Below are 20,889 nucleotides of genomic sequence, written 5' to 3' on the forward strand. Positions count from 1 at the left end.
ATCCCCGCCGTTCAGGTGTGAAGCAAGAGGTCGTCAGAACGCAGCAGGCCGCCACTTCAACAGCCGCTTCTCAAGAGAACTGAGAAGGAAGTCCGCAGCCAACGCCACCACGGCCAGCACGATCATTGCCGCGAACACGCCGCTTGCATTGAAGGCGCCCTGGGCCGTGGAAATCAGCAGGCCGATGCCTTCCTTGGCGCCCAGAAACTCGCCCACCACCGCACCGACCAGCGCAAAGCCGAAGCTCACGTGCAGGCTCGCGAGGATCCACGACATGGCCGAGGGAATGACCACCGACATCGTCACCTGCCGCGGCGAGGCACCGAGGATCTGCGCGTTGGCGATCATGTACTTGTCGGCCTCGCGCACACCCTGGAAGGCGTTGCCGAAGACCACGAAGAACACCATCACCACCGCCAGCGCCACCTTCGAGGCCATGCCCAGGCCCAGCGCAATCACGAAGATCGAGCCGAGCACCACGCGCGGAATGGAGTTGGCGATCTGGATGTACAGGCTGAACACGTCCGACAGCAGCTTGTTGCGCCCGAGCAGGATGCCGCACAGCACGCCTGCGATCGAGCCGATGAGAAAGCCGATGACGGTTTCTTCCAGCGTGACCGCCACCTGCATCCACAGCGAGCCCTGCGAGGTGCCGTCGCGCATCCACTCCACGAGCTGGTCGTAGATCATCGAGGGCATCGAATAGAAGAACGGGTCGATCCACTTCAGGCGCGCCGCGATCTCCCAGCCGCCGAGCGCCACCACCAGCACCACCAGCCGCAGCGCGATGATCATGCGGCGGCGCCCGCGAATGGCCGCCTGCGCGACCTCGGACTCGCGCGCCAGCGCGGCGTCGCTGAGCGACGAGGGCAGCACGGCGGCCGCGGGGGTGGTGGAGGGCGTCATGGTCTTCGCTGCCGATGTGGTTGTCGCTGTAGTTGTCGTGGCGGTGTTCATTGGATGACCACCTCTTCGCGCAGGTCGTCCCAGATGTGCTTCGACAGCTCGATGAACTTCTTGTCGTAGCGCACTTCGGACATCACGCGCGGGCGCGGCAGGTCGATCTCGTACACGCGCTTGAGCGTGGCCGGGCGCGCCGACAGCACGAACACGCGGTCGGCCAGGGCAATGGCTTCTTCCAGGTCGTGCGTGACGAACACCACGCAGCCGCCGTTGCCCGACCACAGCTGCAGCAGCTCGTCCTGCATCAGCGTGCGCGTCTGCATGTCGAGCGCGGAGAAAGGCTCGTCCATCAGCAGGATCTCGGGGTTGTTGATGAAGGTCTGCGCCAGCGCCACGCGCTTGCGCATGCCGCCGGAGAGCTGGTGCGGGTAGTGCTTGCCGAACTTGGACAGGCCCACGCGGTGGATCCACTCCTGCGCGAGCGCCATCGCCTCTTTCTTCGGCTTGCCGCGGAACACCGGGCCGGCGGCCACGTTGTCTTCCACGCTGCGCCACGGGAACACCGCGTCGGCCTGGAACACGAAGCCGATGCGCGGGTCCACGCCCGTCACGGGCTGGCCCATGACCTTCACGTCGCCCACCGTGGGCTTGAGCAGGCCGGTGATCATGTTCAGCGTGGTCGACTTGCCGCAGCCCGTGGGCCCGACGATGGCGACGAACTCGCCGCGCGCCACCGACATGCTGAAGTTGCGCAGCGCCACCGTCGCGTTGCCGTCCTGCGAGATGAAGCGCAGCGAGACGTCGTCGAAGTCGATGGCCGAGGTCGCGGCGCTGCTGCTGGTGTTGCTGCCGCCGGTGCTGCTGGAGGGAATGCCGTCGCGCATGGTCACTTCGCCGCCACTGCAGCGCTCGCCAGGTAGGCGTTGCTGTACGTCTTCGACAGGTCGATGTTCTTGCTCTTCACCAGCGGCTTGTAGGTGGCGAGCACCTTCAGCACGGTCTCGGGGCCGCCGGCGGGCATCTTCGCGTCGGTGGTGAACATGGGCAGCGACGCCTTCAGGGCGGTGATGTACAGCTCCTTGTCGTTGCCGTAGTAGTCGCGCGGCACCTTCTCGGCGATGTCTTCGGCGCTGTGGGTGTGGATGTAGGCCATGGTGCGCGCGAAGGCGTGGGCCAGCTTGCCGGCCTCGGCCTTGTGCGACTCGGCCCAGGTGTTCTGCACGTAGAGGCTGGCCGCGGGGTACAGGCCGCCCAGGGCCTTGACGGTGTCGGCCTCGGTGCGCAGGTCGACCAGCACCTTGGCGTCGCCGGTCTTCAGCATCTGCGACACGGTGGGCTCGGTGGTCATGCCGGCCTGGATGCGGTCCTGCTTCATGGCGGCGATGAAGGTATTGCCTGCGCCCACGGGCAGCAGCGAATAGTCCTTCGAAGCCACGCCGGCGCGGTCGGCCAGGTAGCGCGTGAGGAAGTCGGTGGACGAGCCCAGGCCGGTCACGCCCAGCGTCTTGCCGCCCTTGGCGTCGGCCATGCTCTTGAAGCCGGCGGCGTCGGCCTTGGTCGACACCAGTTCCACTTCGCCCGGCACCTTGCAGAACACGGCGATGGCCTGGATCTCCTTGCCCTTGCTCTGCAGGTCGATGGTGTGGTCGTAGAACCCGACCACGCCCTGCACGGCGCCGGCGATGAGCTGGTTCTCGGCATCGACGCCGGCGGGCTGCGACTGCAGCTCCACGTTCAGCCCCTCGTCCTTGAAGTAGCCCAGCGCCTCGGTGAGCTTGGCGGGCAGGTAGATGATCTTGTTGATGCCGCCCACCATGATGGTGATGGGCGCGTCGGCGGCCTGGGCCAGCGGGGCCGCGGCGGCGAAGGCGGTGCAAAGGGCGGCTGCGAGCAGGGTGCGGCGGGTGGCGGACATGGCTTGTTGTGTCTCCGGTAGGGTTGTGCGACGAGGGTGTGCGACCGGGCCAGTCTAGGAATCGGCATCCTTCGGCCAGCTTTCAGCGGGCGCCGCGATTCCTCATGGTTATCCCTAGGCCGGCGCAGATGCCGTCATGCTTCCTAGAATCCACCGCCATCCCCGCGACCCATGAAGCTCCTGCTGATCGAAGACAACCCGCAACTCGCGCACTGGCTCGCAAGCCTGCTGCGCGCGCAGGACTTCGTGGTCGACCATGTCGAGAACGGCGAGGCGGCCGACCTGCTGCTGGCCCAGGCCGCCTACGACGTGGTGCTGCTGGACCTCAACATCCCCGGCCTGCCGGGCAAGGCCGTGCTGCGCCGCTTGCGCGAGCGCGGCGACACGGTGCCGGTGATCATCCTCACGGCCACCGCGTCGCTCGACCAGAAGGTGCTGTGCCTGGAGATCGGCGCCGACGACTACCTGGTGAAGCCCTTCGAGATCCGCGAGCTGGTGGCGCGCATCAAGGTGCTGGTGCGCCGGCAAATGCCGGGCAAGGCCAACGACATCGCCTGCGGCGACCTGCGCTACGACCTGCGCACGCGCCAGTTCACGCTGGCCGGCGACGAGCTGGCGCTGCCGCCGCGCGAACGCACGCTGCTGGAAACACTGGTGCTGAAGGCCGGCAGCACGGTGTCGAAACAGGCGCTGATCGACGCGATCTTCGGGCTGGACGACGAGCCCAGCGCGGACGCGGTCGACATCTACATCCACCGGCTGCGCAAGAAGCTAGAGGCGAGCCAGGCGACCATCATCACGTTGCGCGGCGTGGGCTACCTGCTGCGCACGCGCCAGGAAGACTAGGGTGCCCGGGCGCGCCAGCCTTCGCCTGCGGCTCGCGCTGTGGCTGCTGCTGCCGCTGTCGGTGTTCGTGGCGCTGTGCGGCTACCTGAACTGGCGCAACGCCGCGGAGGTGGCCGACTACGTGCAGGACCACGACCTGCTGTCGTCGGCCAAGGTGCTGTCCGACCGGCTGATCTGGGAGGGCGACGACGTGCAGGCCAGCGTGCCGCCTTCGGCGCTGAGCCTGTTCGTGTCGCCCGAGCGCGACCGCGTGTTCCTCAGCGTGACAGGCGCCAACGGCGAGCTGCTGGCCGGCTCGCCCGACTTTCCGCTGCCCGCCGTGCGCAAGCCCGAAGGCGTGGACCGCGCGCAGTGGTACGACACGCACTTTGCCGGCCAGCCGCTGCGTGCGGTGGTCACCACGCGCGCGATGTACGAGTCCGCGGGGTCGCGCGACATCACCATCGCCGTCGGCAAGACCGAGGGCAGCCGCGACCACATGCTGCGCACGCTGTGGTGGCCCTCGATGGAGTACCTGCTGATTGCGCTGGTGCTGGCCATCGTGCTGGCCGTGGCGGCGCTGACGCTGGAGCTGCGCCCCATCGTGCGGCTGCGCCAGCAGCTCGCGCAGCGCGATCCGCTGCACCTCGACCTGGTGGTGGACCCGGCCGCGCTGCACAGCGAGCTGCGCCCGGTGGCCGACACCATCAACCGCTTCGTCGGCCAGTTGAAGGCGCATTCGGAGGCGCAGCGCCGCTTCATCGCCGACGCGGCGCACCAGCTGCGCACCCCGCTGGCCATGCAGGCCTCGCAGATCGAGTTCGCGCGCTACACGCGCCAGCACCGCGGCGAATGGGACACGCGCCGCGCCGACATGGACGCGATGTGGGTCGCCATGCAGACCAGCAACCGCCGGCTGGTCGACGTGACCAACAAGCTGCTGCTGCTCGCGCAGGCCGAGCACGGCGACGCGCACACGCGGCTGGAGCGGGTCGACCTGGCGGCGGTGGCGCTTCGCTGCGTCGAGCAGCTGGCCGCGCTGGCAGACCGGCGGCGCATCGACCTGGGGCTCGAAGCCGCGCAGGAGGCCGTCGTGCTGGCGCAGCCCGCGCTGCTCGACGCGCTGGCGGGCAACCTGCTGGACAACGCGCTGCGCTACACGCAGGAAGGCGGCCGCGTGACCGTGGGCGTGAGGCGTGTGGGAGCGGAAGGCGCGGTCGAATTGACCGTGGAAGACAACGGCCCGGGCATTGCGCCCGAGGTGCGCGAACGGGTGTTCGAGCGCTTCTACCGCGTGGCCCAGGACACCGAGGGAACCGGGCTGGGCCTGGCCATCGTGCGCGAGATTGCGCGGGCCTTCGAGGCGAATGTGGACCTGGCAGCCAACCCGCGCGAAGCGAGCGGGCTGCTGGTCACGGTGCGCTTTCCGCCGGCGGGGCCGGCGAGCGAAGCGCAAGCGCCTGGCTGAGCCTTACGGCTTCACAGGCTCATGGACTTACAGGCCGGCGGCTGCGCGCAGCGCGGCGGCCTGGTTGGTGGCTTCCCAGGTGAACTCGGGCTCTTCGCGGCCGAAGTGGCCGTAGGCGGCGGTCTTCTGGTAGATCGGGCGCAGCAGGTCGAGCATCTGGATGATGCCCTTCGGCCGCAGGTCGAAGTGCTCGCGCACCAGCTCTGCAATCTTCTCGTCCGAGATCACGCCGGTGCCTTCGGTGTAGACCGTGATGTTCATCGGCTGTGCCACGCCGATGGCGTATGCCACCTGGATCTGGCACTGGCGCGCCAGGCCCGCGGCCACGATGTTCTTGGCCACGTAGCGCGCGGCGTAGGCGGCCGAGCGGTCGACCTTCGACGGGTCCTTGCCCGAGAACGCGCCGCCGCCGTGCGGGCAGGCGCCGCCGTAGGTGTCCACGATGATCTTGCGGCCGGTGAGGCCGCAGTCGCCCTGCGGGCCGCCGATGACGAAGCGCCCGGTCGGGTTGATCAGGTAGCGCGTGTTCTGCAGCCATTCCTTGGGCAGCACGGGCTTGATGATTTCTTCGATGATGGCTTCGTTGAACGAGGCCTTCATCTTGGTCGGCGTTTCGCTCTGGTCGGGGTGGTGCTGCGTGGAGAGCACCACGGTGTCGATGCTGTGGGGCTTGCCGTCCACGTAGCGCATCGTGACCTGGCTCTTGGCGTCGGGGCGAAGGAAGGGCAGGCGGCCGTCCTTGCGCAGCTGGGCCTGGCGCTCCACGAGGCGGTGCGCGTAGTAGATGGGCGCGGGCATCAGCTCGGGCGTTTCGTCGCAGGCGTAGCCGAACATCAGGCCCTGGTCGCCGGCGCCGGTGTTCAGGTGGTCGTCGGAGGCGTGGTCGACGCCCTGGGCGATGTCGTTGGACTGCTTGTCGTAGCAGACCATCACCGCGCAGCCCTTGTAGTCGATGCCGTAGTCGGTGTTGTCGTAGCCGATGCGCTTGATGGTGTCGCGCGCCACCTGGATGTAGTCGACGTGCGCGTTGGTGGTGATTTCACCCGCCAGCACCACGAGGCCGGTGTTGGTCAGCGTTTCGGCGGCCACGCGGCTGCGGGGGTCCTGCTCGAAGATCGCGTCCAGGATGGCATCCGAGATCTGGTCGGCGACCTTGTCGGGGTGGCCTTCGGAGACGGATTCGGAAGTGAAGAGGAAGTCGTTCGCCATTTGTTCAAAGCTCCTTGAAGTGATTTGGCGCGTTGCCAACTCTGCGGAGCCCTGGCGAACGCTTTAGCAGATGTCGACGAATCGACGGGGCACAATCGCCTTTGCGCTTGTGTGTGTCGCCCTGCAAGTTGTTCCGTAACTCGGCGACAATTTGGATTCTATTCGAGCCGCGCATACCATGCGCGCGCGTCCGTTTTTTGACCCCCCCACCCGTTTTCAATGATCACCCTGTTCCGCCTGCTTGCCCGCGTGCCGATGCCGTTGATGCATCGGCTCGGCGCGTTGCTGGGCTGGCTGGTCTGGTGGAGCGCGCCGGGCTATCGCCGCCGCTTCAGGGCCAACGCCGAAAGCGCGGGTTTCGCGCCCGACCAATACCGTCCCGCCATCGCCGCCGCCGGCAAGATGGCCTCCGAGCTGCCATGGCTGTGGCTGCGCCCGCACGGGCAGACCGTGCTGGACCGCGTGGTGCGCTGGGAAGGCGTCGAGGCCTTCGAGGCCGCCATGCAGGCGAAGAAGGGCGTGATCCTTGTGGCGCCGCACCTGGGCAGCTGGGAAATGTGCGGCCAGGCCATCGGCGAGCGCTTCCTGGCGGCCTACGGGCCCATCACCGCGCTGTTTCGCCCGGCGCGCAAGAAGTGGATGGCCGACCTGATTGCCGCCGGCTCGCGCGACCGCCCCGGCCTGCAGACCCTGCCCACCAACAACAGCGGCGTGCGCGGCCTGATCCGTACGCTGCGCGGCGGCGGCTACACCGGCATCCTGCCTGACCAGGTGCCGCCGCTGGGGCAGGGCGTGTGGGCCCCGTTTCTCGGCCGGCCCGCGTACACCATGACCTTGCTTCCCCGTCTCGCGCAACAAACCGGCGCGGCCTGCTTCCTGAGCGTGTGCGAGCGCCTGCCGCGCGGCGCGGGCTACGTGATTCGCTTCGAGCCCATCGTGGGCACCGCGCTGACCGACCCTTCGGCGTCCATCGAGGATGCCGCCGCCGCCATGAACGACGGCATCGGCCGGCTGATCCACAGCCTGCCGGGCCAGTACGTGTGGGACTACGCCCGCTACAAGGAGCCGCGCGCCGAGCGCGTCACCGCGGCCACCGGGGAGGCAGCATGAGCTTCGGTTCCCGGCTCGGCATCGGCTTCATGCGCGCGATTGCGCCGCTGCCCTTGCCGCTCGTGCGTGGCTTCGGCCGCGTCCTGGGCCGCATCCTGCACACCGTGGCCGTGCCGCGGCGGCGCGTGGTCGACACCAACCTCGCGGTGTGCTTTCCGCAGAAATCCGAAGCCGAGCGCCGCGCCATGGCGCGTGAAACCTTCGTGTACGTGGCGCAGTCGTGGCTGGACCGCGGCTGGCTCTGGCATGCGCCCGAGAAGGTGGTCGCGAGCCGGCTGAAGGTGGTGGGCGCGGCCTCTGAAATTCGCGAGATCGCCGATGGCCACGCGCCCATGATCCTGTTCGCGCCGCACTTCTACGGGCTCGATGCCGCGGCCACTGCGCTCACCATGCACACGGCGCGCCCCTCGGCCACCATCTACACGACCCAGCGCGATCCGATGGTCGACGCCTGGATCCGCGAAGGCCGCACGCGCTTCGGCGACGTGGCCGCGCTGAACCGGGTGGACGGCATCAAGCCGGTGCTGCAGGGCCTGCGCAAGGGCGGCCTGCTGTACCTGCTGCCCGACATGGACTTCGGGCGCGACCAGACCATCTTCGTGCCGTTCTACGGCGTGCAGGCGGCCACCGTGCCCTCGCTCTCGCGCTTCGCGCGGCTGGGCAAGGCGAAGGTGGTGCCGGTGGTGTCCAGGCTCACGCCGGGTGGCTACGAGATCCAGGTGCTGCCGACGTGGCAGAACTTTCCGACTGACGATGTCGAGGCCGACACGGCGCTCATGAACGAGCGCCTGCAGGGCTACATCGATACGATGCCGGCCCAGTACTACTGGGTGCACCGCCGCTTCAAGACGCGGCCTGAAGGCGACCCGCCCATCTACTGAGCACCGGGCACTCCCGGTGCTTCGGTGCCTTGGTGCCTTGGTGTTTTATGGGGCGCGCTGAAGAAACGCCTCGATCTCGCGCGCCACCAGCTGCGGCTGCTCGTGCACGATCCAGTGGGTCGCGTTCGGCACCTTCTTGATCTCGAGGCTGGGCACGTAGTCGTCCAGCCCTTCGAGCAGGCCGGGCAGCAGCGCCGCGTCGTCGAGCGCCCAGAACACGAAGGTTGGTACGTTCACCGTGAGCCGCTCTCGCGGCAGCACGGGAATGCCGTCGATGGTCTGGCCGGGCAGCGGCGGCTTCATCGGCGTCACGCGGTAGAGGTTGCACGCGCCAGTGAGGCCCGCGCCCCACACCTCGCGGTACTTCTGCTTCACTTCTTCCGTCAGCCAGCCGAAGCCGTCGGGGCCGGCCTTCATCAGCGTGAAGAAGGGCCACATGCGCTTGAAGTCGTCGGCTGCGAGCAAGGCCTCGGCGTCGGGGCGCGCGAGAAAGTTCATGTACGCGCTGGCCTGCTGCTGCGCCGGGTTGTTGCGCAGCTCGCGGGTGAAGGTGCCCGGGTGCGGCGAATTGATGATGACCAGCTTGCCCAGCTGCGCCGGGAACGCATTGGCGTAGCCCCAGCCGAAGGCGCCGCCCCAGTCGTGCGCCACCAGCGCGGCCATGGTGCCGTCGGCGCTTTCGGTGGCGACGAGCTGCTGGATGTCCTGGATCAGCAGGTGCGGCTTGTACGCAGCCACATCGGTGGGTGCGCTCGATTGCTCGAAGCCGCGCAGGTTGGGCGCCACGCAGCGGTAGCCGCCATGGGCCGGGTCCGAGAAGTAGTCGAGCAGCTCGTCCCAGATGAACGCGGCTTCGGGGAAGCCGTGGAGGAACACCATCAGCGGCTGCCCCGGCTTGCCGGCGGCGCGGCAGCTCAGGGTGGTGCCGTTGGGCAGGCTGCGTTGGAAGGTCTCGGTCATGCTTCTTGTCTCCTTGGGTTGACTGTCGCTATTCTTTTGATAGTGAACTTCGCACGCTGGACGGCCGCTGCAGCCTAGCCGGGGTCAGGTTTCTTCGGGCGGCTCCGGCGTGTCCGGCGTGTCCGGCGTGTCTGATGCTTCGGCTGAAGCTCCGGATGGTGCGGGTGCCGCAGCCCCTTCCGGATGCACCCAGCGCCACAACAGTTCAGCGGCCTCGCCGACGCCCTGCTTCTTCAGGGCGGAGAACAGTTTCACCTCGCCGCCGCCGGCGTTCAGTCGCGTAATCGACAACACCTTGGCGGCCTCGGTGCGCGTGAGCTTGTCGGACTTGGTCAGCAGCACGAGGAACTTCAGGCCTTGTTCCACGCGCGGACGGATCACGTCGAGCAGGATCTCGTCGAGCTCGGTGAGGCCGTGGCGCGGGTCGCACATGAGCACCACGCCGCGCAGGCTTTCGCGCGTCATCAGGTAGTTGCCCATCACGCGCTGCCAGCGCAGCTTGGCTTCCCTGGGCACGGCCGCGTAGCCGTAGCCGGGCAGGTCGGCCAGCACGGCGTCGTCGACCTTCTGCTTGCCGATGCCGAACAGGTTGATGTGCTGCGTGCGGCCCGGCGTCTTCGAGGCGAAGGCCAGGCGCGTCTGCTGCGTCAGCGTGTTGATGGCGGTCGACTTGCCCGCGTTGGAGCGGCCTACGAAGGCGATCTCGGGAAGGTCGACCGGGGGCAGATGCTCGAGCTGTGGAGCGCTGGTGAGGAAGTGGGCGGTGTGCAACCAGCCCAGGGCCACGCGTTCGCGTTCGGCGACCTGGGGGTCCGCGGCGGGCGCCGCGCGGGGAGGATAGGCAGCGGGCTTGGCGCGCGGGGAGGGCATCTACGGACTTTCGAAACTAGACCCACATTGTAGAATCGTGAGGTTTTGCGCCAATAAATTCGAAGCGAAGCCCCCCGATATGAAGTTGTTTGCCAATATTCTGCTTGCAGCCCTCGTGGGTCTTGCAGCCAGCGCGAGTCTTGCAGCCGATGAACATGCGGCAGCGCCCAGTGCGGCAGCGGCGCCCGCGAAGCCCCCCAAGCCCGACCCGGCCAAGGGCGACACGGTGTTCAACGCAACGCCGGCCAACAGCCAGAGCTGCGCTTCATGCCACAACGCCGACGGCAACTCCGCCATTGCGGCCAACCCCAAGCTGGCGCAACAGCACCCCGAGTACATCCTCAAGCAGCTGGAAGACTTCAAGTCCGGCAAGCGCAAGAGCGCGATCATGAAGCCGCTGGCTTCGGCGCTGTCTGAAGAAGATATGCGCAACATCGCCTGGTTCGTGGGCTCGAAGAAGGTCAAGCCGGGCTTCTCGAAAGACAAGGACACCATCGCCATGGGCGAGAAGATCTACCGCGGCGGCATCGGCGACCGGCAGATCCCGGCCTGCGCCGGCTGCCACAGCCCCAACGGCGCCGGCATTCCCGCCCAGTACCCGCGCCTGGGTGGCCAGAACGCCGAGTACACCGTGGCCCAGCTCACTGCGTTTCGCGACAACGTGCGCCTGAACAGCGCCCCCATGACCGGCGTGGCCGCCAAGCTCAACGACCGCGAGATCAGGGCCGTGGCCGACTACATTGCCGGCCTGCGCTGATGAACACGCGTTGTCGGGTCCGTCAGGTCTGATGCGCGTGAAGCGCTTGAACTAACCGCCGATAACAACACCCCAACAAAGGGCGGGCCGATCCAGCAGGATGGCCCGCCCTTTTGTTTTTCCTTCTCTTTCTTTCCTCATTTCTCTCGCCCGATGTCCGTCTCCACACATGGCCTTCGCGTTCATCGCGGCCCGCAGGTGCTTCGCGCGGCGGTGGAGCTGTTTTCGTCGATGCGCTTCGCGATCGCGCTGCTCACCGTCATCTGCATCGCGTCGATCATCGGCACCGTGCTCAAGCAGCACGAGCCCATCAACAACTACATCAACCAGTTCGGGCCGTTCTGGGCCGAGCTGTTTCGCGCGGCCAGGCTCGACGCGGTCTACAGCGCCTGGTGGTTCCTGCTGATCCTGCTGTTCCTGGTGATCAGCACCTCGCTGTGCATCGCGCGCAACACTCCGCGCATCCTCGTCGACCTGAAGACCTTCAAGGAAGACATTCGCGCGCAGAGCCTGAAGGCCTTCGGCCAGCGCGCTGAAAACCGCCTGGGCGAAACGCCCGAGGCCGCGGCCAACCGCATCGGCCAGCTGCTGGTGAGCGGCGGCTGGAAGGTCAAGCTGCAGCAGCGCGAAGCCACCGGCGGCAGCCGCTCGACGGCCGCGGGCTGGATGGTCGCGGCGCGCGCGGGCGGCGCGCACAAGCTGGGCTACATCGCGGCGCACAGCGCCATCGTGCTGGTGTGCATCGGCGGCCTGCTCGACGGCGACCTCATGGTGCGCGCGCAGACCTGGTTCAACGGCAAGAGCGTGTTCACCGGCGGCGGCATGATCGCCGACGTGCCGCCGCAGTACCGGCTGTCCGCCAGCAACCCGACCTTCCGCGGCAACATCCTCGTGCCCGAGGGCGGGCAGGGCAGCGTGGCCATCCTGAACCAGGCCGACGGCGTGCTGCTGCAGGAGCTGCCGTTCTCCATCGAGCTGAAGAAGTTCATCGTCGACTACTACTCCACCGGCATGCCCAAGCTGTTCGCCAGCGAGGTGGTGCTGCACGACCGCGAGACCGGCGAGTCGGTGCCCGCGCGCATCGAGGTGAACCACCCGGCCAGCTACAAGGGCGTGGAGATCTACCAGTCGAGCTTCGACGACGGCGGCTCCAAGGTGAAGCTCAAGGCGGTGCCGATGGCGGCCGCGGCCAAGCCCTTCGAGGTGGAAGGCGTCATCGGCGGCCCGAGCACCGAGATCACTAACGGCAAGGACAAGCTCACGCTCGAGTACGCCGCGCTGCGGGTGATCAACGTCGAGAACTTCGCCGATGCCGGCGCCCTTACGAGCGGTGCCGACGTGCGCAAGGTCGACCTGCGCCACGACATCGAGTCGCGCCTGGGCGCGGCCAACAAGGTCAACAAGCCGAAGGTGCTGCGCAACATCGGGCCGAGCATCGGCTACAAGCTGCGCGACGCCTCCGGCCAGGCGCGCGAGTACCAGAACTACATGGTGCCGGTGGACACCGGCGACGGCCAGCCCGTGTTCCTGCTGGGCATGCGCGAGAAGCCCGAGGACCCGTTCCGCTACCTGCGCGTGCCGGCCGACGACCAGGGCTCCATGGACGGCTTCGTGCGCATGCGCACCGCGCTGGGCGACGCCGACACCCGCGCGCGCGCCATCGAACGCTACATCGCCAAGGCGAGCGATCCGCAGCGCCCCGAGATGGCCGGGCAGCTGCGCGTGTCGGCCACGCGCGCGCTGGCGCTGTTCGCGGGCAGCGAGCGTGCCAAGGCCGACGCCACCACCGTGGGCGGCTGGCAGGCGATTGCCGAGTTCATGGAGGTCAACGTGCCCGAGGCCGAGCGCGAGCGCGCCGGCGGCGTGCTGGTGCGCATATTGAACGACGTGCTGTTCGAGGTGCTCAACCTCAGCCGCGAAGGCGCCGGCCTGGCCGCGCTGCCCAACGACGAGAAGTCGCAGGCCTACCTGACGCAGGCCGTGCTTGCCATCAGCGACGCGCACTTCTATCCGGCCCCGGTCGCGATGATGATGACCGACTTCACCCAGGTGCAGGCCAGCGTGTTCCAGGTGGCGCGCGCGCCCGGCAAGAATGTGGTGTATCTGGGCTGCCTGTTGCTGATCGTCGGTATTTTTGCCATGCTGTACGTTCGCGAGCGCCGCCTGTGGGTGTGGCTCACGCCCGACGGCACGAGCCCCGCAGACGCGCACACGGCCGCCACGATGGCCTTTTCGGTCAATCGCAAGACCATCGACAGCGACCGCGAATTCGAGCATCTCAAGCACAAGCTGCTCGCAATGGACAAAGAACCAACGGCGACACCATGAACACCACGACCCTCACGCTCAATGAAAGCTGGCTCTCGCGCCGCAACCTGTTCGACTGGGTGTTCGCGGCGCTGGTGCTGGCCGGCGGCCTGTTCGCGTTCACGCGCTACGCGGGATCGATGGACTACTACGAGAAGCCGATCCTCGCCGCCGCGGTGATCGCCATGATCTCCATCGGCTGGTTCTGGCGGCCGTTGCGCGTGCTGGCCTTGGTGGTCGCGGCCGCCTCGCTGCTGGCCATCAGCTCGTACCAGGGCGACCTGGCGCGCGCCGACACGGTGTTCTGGCTGAAGTACGTCCTGTCGAGCCAGTCGGCCATCCTGTGGATGAGCGTGCTGTTCTTCATGAGCACGATCTTCTACTGGCTCGGCTTCTTCGGCGGCAAGCAGGCCGACACCTTCGACGCCATCGGCTCGCGCCTGGCCTGGGCCGCGGTGACCATGGCGCTCATCGGCACCATGGTGCGCTGGTACGAAAGCCACCAGCTCGGCCCGGACATCGGCCACATCCCGGTGAGCAACCTGTACGAGGTGTTCGTGCTGTTCTGCTGGCTCACGGCAGCGTTCTACCTGTACTTCGAAGAGCGCTACAACACGCGCGCGCTCGGTGCCTTCGTGATGTTGGTGGTGAGCGCGGCGGTGGGCTTTCTGCTCTGGTACACGATCGTGCGCGAGGCGCATGAAATCCAGCCGCTGGTGCCTGCGCTGCAGAGCTGGTGGATGAAGCTGCACGTGCCCGCCAACTTCATCGGCTACGGCACCTTCTCGCTCGCTGCCATGGTGGCCTTCGCCTACCTCATCAAGGAGCAGGCCGAGGAAAAGCGCTGGTACAAGCTCACGCCGATCTGGCTGCTGGGCGTGGCGCTGTGCTTCGTGCCGGTGGCCTTCCGCCAGCGCGTGCAGGAGGCCGGCGGCAGCTACTGGGTGGTGTACGCCGGCATCTCGGCGCTGATCGCGGCCGGCATCCTGCTGGGGCGCAAGCGCATCGCGGCGCGGCTGCCGGCCAACGAGGTGCTGGACGACGTGATGTACAAGTCGATCACCGTCGGCTTCGCCTTCTTCACCATCGCTACCGTGCTGGGCGCGCTGTGGGCGGCCGACGCCTGGGGCGGCTACTGGAGCTGGGACCCGAAGGAAACCTGGGCGCTGATCGTCTGGCTCAACTACGCGGCCTGGCTGCACATGCGGCTCGTGAAGGGCCTGCGCGGCACCGTGGCGGCCTGGTGGGCGCTGGGCGGGCTGGCGGTCACGACCTTCGCCTTTCTCGGCGTGAACATGTTCCTGAGTGGATTGCACAGCTACGGCACGCTGTAGCCACAAGCTCGCGGGCTTTCGCGAAGAATTGAAACCACGCGCCGCGATGGCGCGTAACCAAACCAGGGCACGTCACGAACTACCCTGAGTACAACGATTCACGCGAAAGGCCTGTCATGTCGTTCCATTCCCGCCCGGTCCGCAAGAGCATCAGCAGCGACAACGGCTTCGTCCATCCGCTGTCGAGCGAGATCACCCCGCGCGCCGACTACGAAGGCCGCCGCGACCTGCTGAAGCTCATGGCCGGCGGCGCCGCCGGAGCCGCGCTGGCGGGCTTCGCCTCTCGCGAGGCGGTGGCGCAGACCGTGCGCCCGAACAAGCTCGAGGCGCTGGCGGGCGCCAAGTCGGCGGTGCCCGGCGCCATGTCGATGGACAAGCTCACCGACTACAAGGACGCCTCCACCTACAACAACTACTACGAGTTCGGCACCGACAAGGCAGACCCGGCCAAGAACGCCGGCACGCTGAAGACGCGGCCCTGGACCGTGGAGATCGAAGGGCTGGTCAAGAAGCCGGGCAAGTACGGCATCGAAGACCTGCTGAAGCTCAGTGCGCAGGAAGAGCGCATCTACCGCCTGCGCTGCGTCGAGGGCTGGTCGATGGTGATTCCGTGGGTCGGCTACTCGCTGGCGGAACTGATCAAGAAGGTCGAGCCGCAAAGCGGCGCCAAGTTCGTCGAGTTCGTGACGCTGGCCGACCCCAAGACCATGCCCTTCGTCGGCTCGCGCGTGCTCGACTGGCCCTACACCGAAGGCCTGCGCATGGACGAGGCCATGCACCCGCTCACGCTGCTGGCCTTCGGCATGTACGGCGAGGTGCTGCCCAACCAGAATGGCGCGCCGGTGCGCCTGGTGGTGCCATGGAAGTACGGCTTCAAGTCGGCCAAGTCGATCGTGAAGATCCGCTTCGTCGACAAGGAGCCGAGCACCGCGTGGAACAAGGCGGCGGCCAACGAGTACGGCTTCTATTCGAACGTGAATCCCAACGTCGACCATCCGCGCTGGAGCCAGGCCACCGAGCGGCGCATCGGCGACGGCGGCGGGCTGTTCGCCAAGCGGCGCAAGACCGAGATGTTCAACGGCTACGAAGCCCAGGTCGGCCAGCTGTATGCGGGCATGGACCTGAAGAAGAACTTCTGAGCACGCGCGCCGCGCACTCGCCGCTCCCATGAACAAGCTGCTCATGCACCCGGCCAGCAAGCCGGTGGTGTTCCTGCTGTGCCTGCTGCCGTTCGCGTGGCTCGCCTACGGCGCGTTCACCGACGGGCTCGGCGCCAACCCGGCCGAGTACCTGATTCGCGCCACCGGCGACTGGACGCTGCGCTTCATCTGCATCGTGCTGGCAGTGACGCCGCTGCGGGTCATGACGAAGTGGAACGCGCTCGCGCGCTACCGCCGCATGCTGGGCCTGTTCGCGTACTTCTACGTGGTGGTACACCTGCTGTGCTACAGCTGGTTCGACATGGGCTTCGAGTGGGGCGACATCGCGAAGGACATCGCGAAGCGGCCGTTCATCCTCGTGGGGTTCTCGGCCTTCGTGCTGCTCACGCCGCTGGCGGCCACGTCGTTCAACCGCGCGATCAAGGCGATGGGCGCCAGGCGTTGGCAGATGCTGCACAAGCTCGTCTACGTGATCGCGGGGCTCGGGCTGCTGCACTTCTTCTGGATGCGCGCGGGCAAGAACAACTTCGCCGAGGTGTTCATCTACGTCGCGATCATCGGGGTGCTGCTGGCGTGGCGCGTGTGGAACTTCGCGAGCAAGCGCAACAAGGCCAGGCAGCCTGCAGCGGGTGTGACGCGCGGCGGCGAGAAGCCGCTGCGCACCCGCTGACCTTGCTTCAGGGTATTGGGACGGCGCTCAGCCGTCGATCTCTGCGCGCAGCTGGTCTTCCATCGTCTCGCGACGGCGGATCAGCTTGGCAGTGGCACCGCTCACCAGCACCTCGGCGGCACGGCCGCGCGTGTTGTAGTTGCTGGACATGCTCATGCAGTACGCGCCGGCCGACAGCACGGCCAGCATGTCGCCGGCCACCACGTTGAGCGCGCGGTCGCGTCCGATCCAGTCGCCGCTTTCGCAGACCGGGCCCACCACGTCGTAGGTCGGGGCGTCTCCGGCGCGCGTGCGCAGCGACACGATGCGCTGGAAGGCCTGGTACATGGCCGGGCGCGGCAGGTCGTTCATGGCCGCGTCGACGATGCAGAAATTCTTGTCTTCGCCGGGCTTGGTGTACAGCACCTCGGTCACGCACACGCCGGCATTGCCCACCAGCGAGCGGCCAGGCTCGATCACCAGCTTGCGCTGGCCGAAGCCGCGCGCGTCGAGCTTGGCGAGCAGCTGCTGCCAGAGGTCGTCTGCTTTGGGCGGCACTTCGCCGTTGTAGTCGATGCCCAGGCCGCCGCCGAAGTCCAGGTGATGAATGGGCACGCCGGCCGCCTCGATGGCCTCCACCAGGTCCAGCACGCGGTCGCAGGCGTCGAGGTAGGGCGAGGCTTCGGTGATCTGCGAGCCGATGTGGCAGTCGATGCCCACCACTTCCAGCCCGGGCAACTTCGCGGCGTGGCGATAGGCCTCGACCGCGCGGTCGTGCGCGATGCCGAACTTGTTGCCCTTCAGGCCCGTGGAGATGTACGGGTGCGTCTTCGGGTCGACGTTCGGATTGATGCGGATGCTGATCGGGGCGCGGCCGCCTTCGGCCAGCGCCACTTCGTTGAGCACGTCGAGCTCGGCTTCGCTTTCCACGTTGAAGCAGGCGATGCCGGCAGCGAGGGCCTGGCGCATTTCGGCGCGGGTCTTGCCGACGCCCGAGAAGATGATCTTCTTCGGGTCGGCGCCCACGGCCAGCACGCGCGACAGCTCACCGCCTGAGACGATGTCGAAGCCGCAGCCGGCTTCCGCAAACACCCGCAGCACGCCGAGCGACGAATTGGCTTTCATCGCGTAGCAGATGAGCGCGTCGCGGCCTTCGAAGCCGCGCTGGTAGGCGGCGAGGGCGTCGAGCATCCATTGCTTCGAGTACACGAACAGGGGGGTGCCATGCTCGCGGGCCAGCGCCTCGAGCGCGACGCCTTCGACGTGCAGGGCGCCGTCGCGTTGGGCGATGTGCGGCTGGCCGGGGAGGGGGGAGGAAGCTGAAGCGGCTGTCACTTGCGCGGTTCCGTGGTGGTGCCGGCGGGGGCGCTGGCAGCTGAGGCCGGTGCGCTGGCCGCAGCAGCAGGTGCGGGGGCTGCCTCGCTGGACGAAGAGGGAGAGGAAGAGGGTCTCAGGCTGTCGGGGGTGATCAGCTGCGGCAAGGTGGCGCGTCCGGCGGCAGCGGGGTCGGTCGGCAGGTACAGCGGACCACGCTGTCCACAGGCGACCAGCCCGGCGGCGCCTGCGACGAGGCAGACCATGAGCGCAGCGCGGGGGCGGGTGCTCACTAGAATTTGGCGAACATTCAACATAGCGAAATTGTAATGACCGACATTGAGTACATGAACCGCGCCGAAGCAGCGCTCTCTGCCATCGAGCAGGGTTGCGACCGCATCAACGACGCGAGCGACGCCGACCTCGACAACCAGCGGGTGGGCGGGATGATCACGATTTCATTCCAGAACGGCAGCCAGCTGATCGTGAACCTGCAGAAGCCCCTGCAGGAAATCTGGCTCGCCGCGCGCTCCGGCGGCTACCACTACCGCCACGACGGCAAGGCCTGGGTGGACACCAAGACCGGCGAGGAATTCTTCGGCAACCTGTCGCGCGAAGCGACCCTGCAGGCAGGCCAGCCGCTGGTGTTCGCGGCCGCCTGATTCACTGATTCACCCGCGTCAGTTCCTGAACATGTCGAGGATGCGATTGCGCTCCTCGGGCGGTGCCGGCGGGCTCACCGGCGCACCGGTGAGCGCCTCAGCAGGCGCCACCGGCGCCGCCTCCACGCCCAGGCTCGCCACGCCGCGGCCCGGTGCGTAGTCGTCGTAATACCACTCGCCCCCCACGCTCACGATGCCCGGCGGCGGGTTGGCCGACAGCTCGGTCACCGGCACGCCCTTGATGGCGGTTTCCATGAAGGTGATCCAGATCGGCAGGCTCAGGCCGCCACCGGTCTCACGGTCGCCCAGGTTGCGCGGCGTGTCGTAGCCGATCCACGAGATGGCCGTCATCGTCGGCTGGAAGCCGGCGAACCAGGCGTCGAGCGAGTCGTTGGTGGTGCCGGTCTTGCCGTAGAGGTCGGGGCGCTTGAGCATGGCCTGCGCCTTGGCCGCGGTGCCGGCGCGCGCCACCGAGTTCAGCAGCGTGTCCATGATGAAGGCGTTGCGCTGCGGAATGGCGCGGTTGGCCTCGTTGAGCAGCGAGGGCTGCTTGTCGACCAGCACCTTGTCCTTGTGGTCGGTGATGCGGGTCACGAGGTACGGGTTGACGCGGTAACCGCCGTTGGCGAACACCGAGTAGCCCACTGCCATCTGCATCGGCGTGACCGAGCCCGCGCCCAGCGCCATCGGCAGGTAGGCCGGGTGCTTGTCCTTGTCGAAGCCGAAGTTGGTGATCCAGTCTTGCGCGTAGCGCGTGCCGATGGACTGCAGGATGCGGATCGACACGAGGTTCTTCGACTTCATCAGCGCGGTGCGCATCGTCATCGGGCCGTCGTAGCCGCCGCCGTAGTTCTTCGGCTCCCAGGGCTGGCCGCCGGTGGTGCCGGCATCGAAGAAAAGCGGACCGTCGTTGATGACGGTGGCGGGCGTGAAGCCCTTCTCGAGCGCCGCCGAATAGATGAAGGGCTTGAAGCTGGACCCCGGCTGGCGCCAGGCCTGCGTGACGTGGTTGAACTTGTTCTTGCCGAAGTCGAAACCACCGACCAGCGCCTTGATGGCACCGTCACGCGGGTCCATGGCGACGAAGGCGCCTTCCACCTCGGGCAGCTGCGTGATTTCCCAGGTGTTCTTGGGTGTCTTCACCACGCGGATCACCGCGCCGCGGCGGATCTTGATGTTGGGCGGTGCCTTGTCCGAGAGGCCCGACTGCGCGGGCTTGAGTCCGTCGCCGGTGATCTGCACCGCATCGCCGTTGGCGCGCACGGCGTCGATCTGCTTGGCCGTGGCCTTGAGCACCACGGCCGCCATGACGTCGCCGTTGTCGGGGTGGTCGCTGAGCGCATCGTCCACGGCCTCGTCGACGTCCTTGGGGTCCGCCGGCAGGTCGACGAACTTCTCGGGGCCGCGATAAACCTGGCGGCGCTCGTAATCCATGATGCCCTTGCGCAGCGACTTGTACGCGGCTGCCTGGTCGGCCGCCACCAGCGAGGTGTAGACCTTCAGGCCGCGCGTGTAGGTGCTGTCGCCGTACTGCGCGTACATGAGCTGGCGCACGGTTTCGGCGACGTACTCGGCGTGCAGGCGGGTCGGGTCGGCGGCATCGCGCAGGTGCAGCTCTTCCTTCTTCGCTTCGGCCGCCTGCTCGGCGGTGATGAAGCCGGCGTCCTGCATGCGATCGATCACGTAGAACTGGCGCCCGCGCGCGCGCTGCGGGTTGTTCACCGGGTTGTTCGCGCCGGGGGCCTTGGGCAGGCCGGCGAGCATGGCCGCCTGCGCGATCGTGAGCTCCTGCAGCGGCTTGCCGAAATACGCCTCGGAGGCGGCGGCAAAGCCGTAGGCACGGTTGCCCAGGTAGATCTGGTTCAGGTAGATCTCGAAGATCTGGTCCTTGCTGAGCAGGTGCTCCAGCTTGAAGGTCAGCAGCACCTCGTAGATCTTGCGCGTCAGCGTCTTCTCGGAGCTGAGGTAGACGTTGCGCGCCACCTGCATCGTGATGGTCGACGCGCCTTGGCTCTTCACGCGGTTCATGTTGGCCAGGCCCGCGCGGACCATGCCCTTGTAGTCGACGCCGCCATGATCGTAGAAGCGGGTGTCTTCAGCGGCGAGCACCGCGTCTTTCACCACCTTCGGAATGGCGGAGATGGGCGTGAGGTTGCGACGCTCCTCGCCGAATTCGCCGATCAGGATGCCCTCGGCCGAGAACACCCGCAGCGGCAGCTTGGGCCGGTAGTCAGAGAGCTCGGTGATGTCGGGCAGGTTCGGATACGCGACCGCCAGCGCCACCGCCACCACGCACAGCACCGACAGCACGCCGGCAGCGGCGATGCCGAAGCCCCAGAAGAAAAGGCGCAAAAGCCATCTCAGCCAGGTCGGGCGTCGGGGGGGAGGGGTCTTGGCTGGCCCTTTGGGGCTTGATGTTTCTTGCATGGAGGGCCGGAGAGTCACCGGACATTATAAAAAGCCGCTCCCTTCCCACGATCCGATCTTTGTTGCCCTTGCATTGCCCTAATTCAAAAGTTACAAAATGCGGATTTGACGTCAGGTTTTGACAACGGATGTGTGTTT

The 20,889-nt window shown here is 67.2% G+C and carries 19 protein-coding genes; 10 read left to right on the top strand and 9 right to left on the bottom strand.

Annotated elements, in window-relative coordinates:
- Nucleotides 1-33: 33 nt before the first annotated feature.
- The 3 genes from QTI51_RS00835 to QTI51_RS00845 are packed head-to-tail and all read right to left on the bottom strand — an operon-like array spanning nt 34 to nt 2,818.
- Nucleotides 34-906: an ABC transporter permease gene (locus QTI51_RS00835; RefSeq protein ID WP_116912231.1), complete on the bottom strand. Its 873-nt coding sequence runs from the start codon at nt 904-906 to the stop codon at nt 34-36.
- A 47-nt stretch (nt 907-953) separates the two neighbouring features.
- Nucleotides 954-1,787, bottom strand: a complete 834-nt coding sequence (locus QTI51_RS00840; protein WP_286513753.1) for an ABC transporter ATP-binding protein — start codon at nt 1,785-1,787, stop codon at nt 954-956.
- Nucleotides 1,788-1,789: 2 nt separating this feature from the next.
- On the bottom strand, nt 1,790-2,818 hold the full coding sequence (locus QTI51_RS00845; RefSeq protein ID WP_116912229.1) for an ABC transporter substrate-binding protein: 1,029 nt from the start codon (nt 2,816-2,818) through the stop codon (nt 1,790-1,792).
- Nucleotides 2,819-2,989: 171 nt separating this feature from the next.
- Here QTI51_RS00845 and QTI51_RS00850 point away from each other — a divergent pair, with 171 nt between their 5' ends.
- Nucleotides 2,990-3,664, top strand: a complete 675-nt coding sequence (locus QTI51_RS00850; RefSeq protein ID WP_286513354.1) for a response regulator transcription factor — start codon at nt 2,990-2,992, stop codon at nt 3,662-3,664.
- A 1-nt stretch (nt 3,665) separates the two neighbouring features.
- Nucleotides 3,666-5,111, top strand: a complete 1,446-nt coding sequence (locus tag QTI51_RS00855; protein ID WP_286513352.1) for a sensor histidine kinase — start codon at nt 3,666-3,668, stop codon at nt 5,109-5,111.
- Between the two features lie 27 nt (nt 5,112-5,138).
- Here the strand turns inward: QTI51_RS00855 and metK are convergent, their stop codons facing one another.
- A complete protein-coding gene (gene metK, locus QTI51_RS00860; protein ID WP_116912226.1) occupies nt 5,139-6,320 on the bottom strand; it encodes a methionine adenosyltransferase in 1,182 nt (393 codons plus the stop codon).
- A 219-nt stretch (nt 6,321-6,539) separates the two neighbouring features.
- Between metK and QTI51_RS00865 the strand changes: the two genes are divergently transcribed.
- A complete protein-coding gene (locus QTI51_RS00865; RefSeq protein ID WP_286513347.1) occupies nt 6,540-7,430 on the top strand; it encodes a lysophospholipid acyltransferase family protein in 891 nt (296 codons plus the stop codon).
- The gene (locus tag QTI51_RS00870; RefSeq protein WP_286513344.1) at nt 7,427-8,311 is read left to right on the top strand and encodes an LpxL/LpxP family acyltransferase; all 885 of its coding nucleotides are present in this window, start codon (nt 7,427-7,429) and stop codon (nt 8,309-8,311) included. The genes QTI51_RS00865 and QTI51_RS00870 overlap by 4 nt, the downstream gene beginning before the upstream one ends.
- A gap of 45 nt (nt 8,312-8,356) precedes the next feature.
- Here QTI51_RS00870 and QTI51_RS00875 read toward each other — a convergent pair whose 3' ends face one another.
- Both QTI51_RS00875 and yihA read right to left on the bottom strand, forming a co-directional pair.
- A complete protein-coding gene (locus QTI51_RS00875) occupies nt 8,357-9,271 on the bottom strand; it encodes an alpha/beta fold hydrolase (RefSeq protein ID WP_286513342.1) in 915 nt (304 codons plus the stop codon).
- An 84-nt stretch (nt 9,272-9,355) separates the two neighbouring features.
- Nucleotides 9,356-10,141, bottom strand: a complete 786-nt coding sequence (gene yihA / locus QTI51_RS00880) for a ribosome biogenesis GTP-binding protein YihA/YsxC (protein ID WP_286513340.1) — start codon at nt 10,139-10,141, stop codon at nt 9,356-9,358.
- Between the two features lie 79 nt (nt 10,142-10,220).
- Here yihA and QTI51_RS00885 point away from each other — a divergent pair, with 79 nt between their 5' ends.
- From QTI51_RS00885 to msrQ, 5 genes are all read left to right on the top strand, one after another.
- On the top strand, nt 10,221-10,898 hold the full coding sequence (locus tag QTI51_RS00885) for a c-type cytochrome (protein ID WP_116912221.1): 678 nt from the start codon (nt 10,221-10,223) through the stop codon (nt 10,896-10,898).
- 153 nt (nt 10,899-11,051) lie between these two features.
- The gene (locus QTI51_RS00890; protein ID WP_286513336.1) at nt 11,052-13,226 is read left to right on the top strand and encodes a cytochrome c biogenesis protein ResB; all 2,175 of its coding nucleotides are present in this window, start codon (nt 11,052-11,054) and stop codon (nt 13,224-13,226) included.
- A complete protein-coding gene (ccsB, locus tag QTI51_RS00895; protein ID WP_286513334.1) occupies nt 13,223-14,539 on the top strand; it encodes a c-type cytochrome biogenesis protein CcsB in 1,317 nt (438 codons plus the stop codon). The genes QTI51_RS00890 and ccsB overlap by 4 nt, the downstream gene beginning before the upstream one ends.
- 116 nt (nt 14,540-14,655) lie before the next feature.
- On the top strand, nt 14,656-15,678 hold the full coding sequence (gene msrP, locus QTI51_RS00900) for a protein-methionine-sulfoxide reductase catalytic subunit MsrP (protein ID WP_116912218.1): 1,023 nt from the start codon (nt 14,656-14,658) through the stop codon (nt 15,676-15,678).
- A 28-nt stretch (nt 15,679-15,706) separates the two neighbouring features.
- Complete coding sequence (gene msrQ, locus QTI51_RS00905; protein ID WP_286513332.1) at nt 15,707-16,369, top strand: protein-methionine-sulfoxide reductase heme-binding subunit MsrQ; 663 nt, start codon at nt 15,707-15,709, stop codon at nt 16,367-16,369.
- 27 nt (nt 16,370-16,396) lie between these two features.
- Here the strand turns inward: msrQ and lysA are convergent, their stop codons facing one another.
- Complete coding sequence (gene lysA / locus QTI51_RS00910; RefSeq protein ID WP_286513330.1) at nt 16,397-17,683, bottom strand: diaminopimelate decarboxylase; 1,287 nt, start codon at nt 17,681-17,683, stop codon at nt 16,397-16,399.
- Nucleotides 17,680-17,979, bottom strand: a complete 300-nt coding sequence (gene lptM / locus QTI51_RS00915; protein WP_286513328.1) for an LPS translocon maturation chaperone LptM — start codon at nt 17,977-17,979, stop codon at nt 17,680-17,682. The genes lysA and lptM overlap by 4 nt, the downstream gene beginning before the upstream one ends.
- Nucleotides 17,980-17,991: 12 nt before the next feature.
- Between lptM and cyaY the strand changes: the two genes are divergently transcribed.
- Nucleotides 17,992-18,324 carry an iron donor protein CyaY gene (gene cyaY, locus QTI51_RS00920; protein ID WP_286513325.1) on the top strand — a complete coding sequence of 111 codons (333 nt, stop codon included), beginning with the start codon at nt 17,992-17,994 and terminating at the stop codon, nt 18,322-18,324.
- A gap of 18 nt (nt 18,325-18,342) precedes the next feature.
- Here the strand turns inward: cyaY and QTI51_RS00925 are convergent, their stop codons facing one another.
- Complete coding sequence (locus QTI51_RS00925) at nt 18,343-20,751, bottom strand: penicillin-binding protein 1A (RefSeq protein ID WP_286513322.1); 2,409 nt, start codon at nt 20,749-20,751, stop codon at nt 18,343-18,345.
- Nucleotides 20,752-20,889: the final 138 nt, after the last annotated feature.

The sequence above is a fragment of the Variovorax sp. J22G73 genome (genome assembly GCF_030317035.1).
Classification (GTDB): Bacteria; Pseudomonadota; Gammaproteobacteria; order Burkholderiales; family Burkholderiaceae_C; genus Variovorax.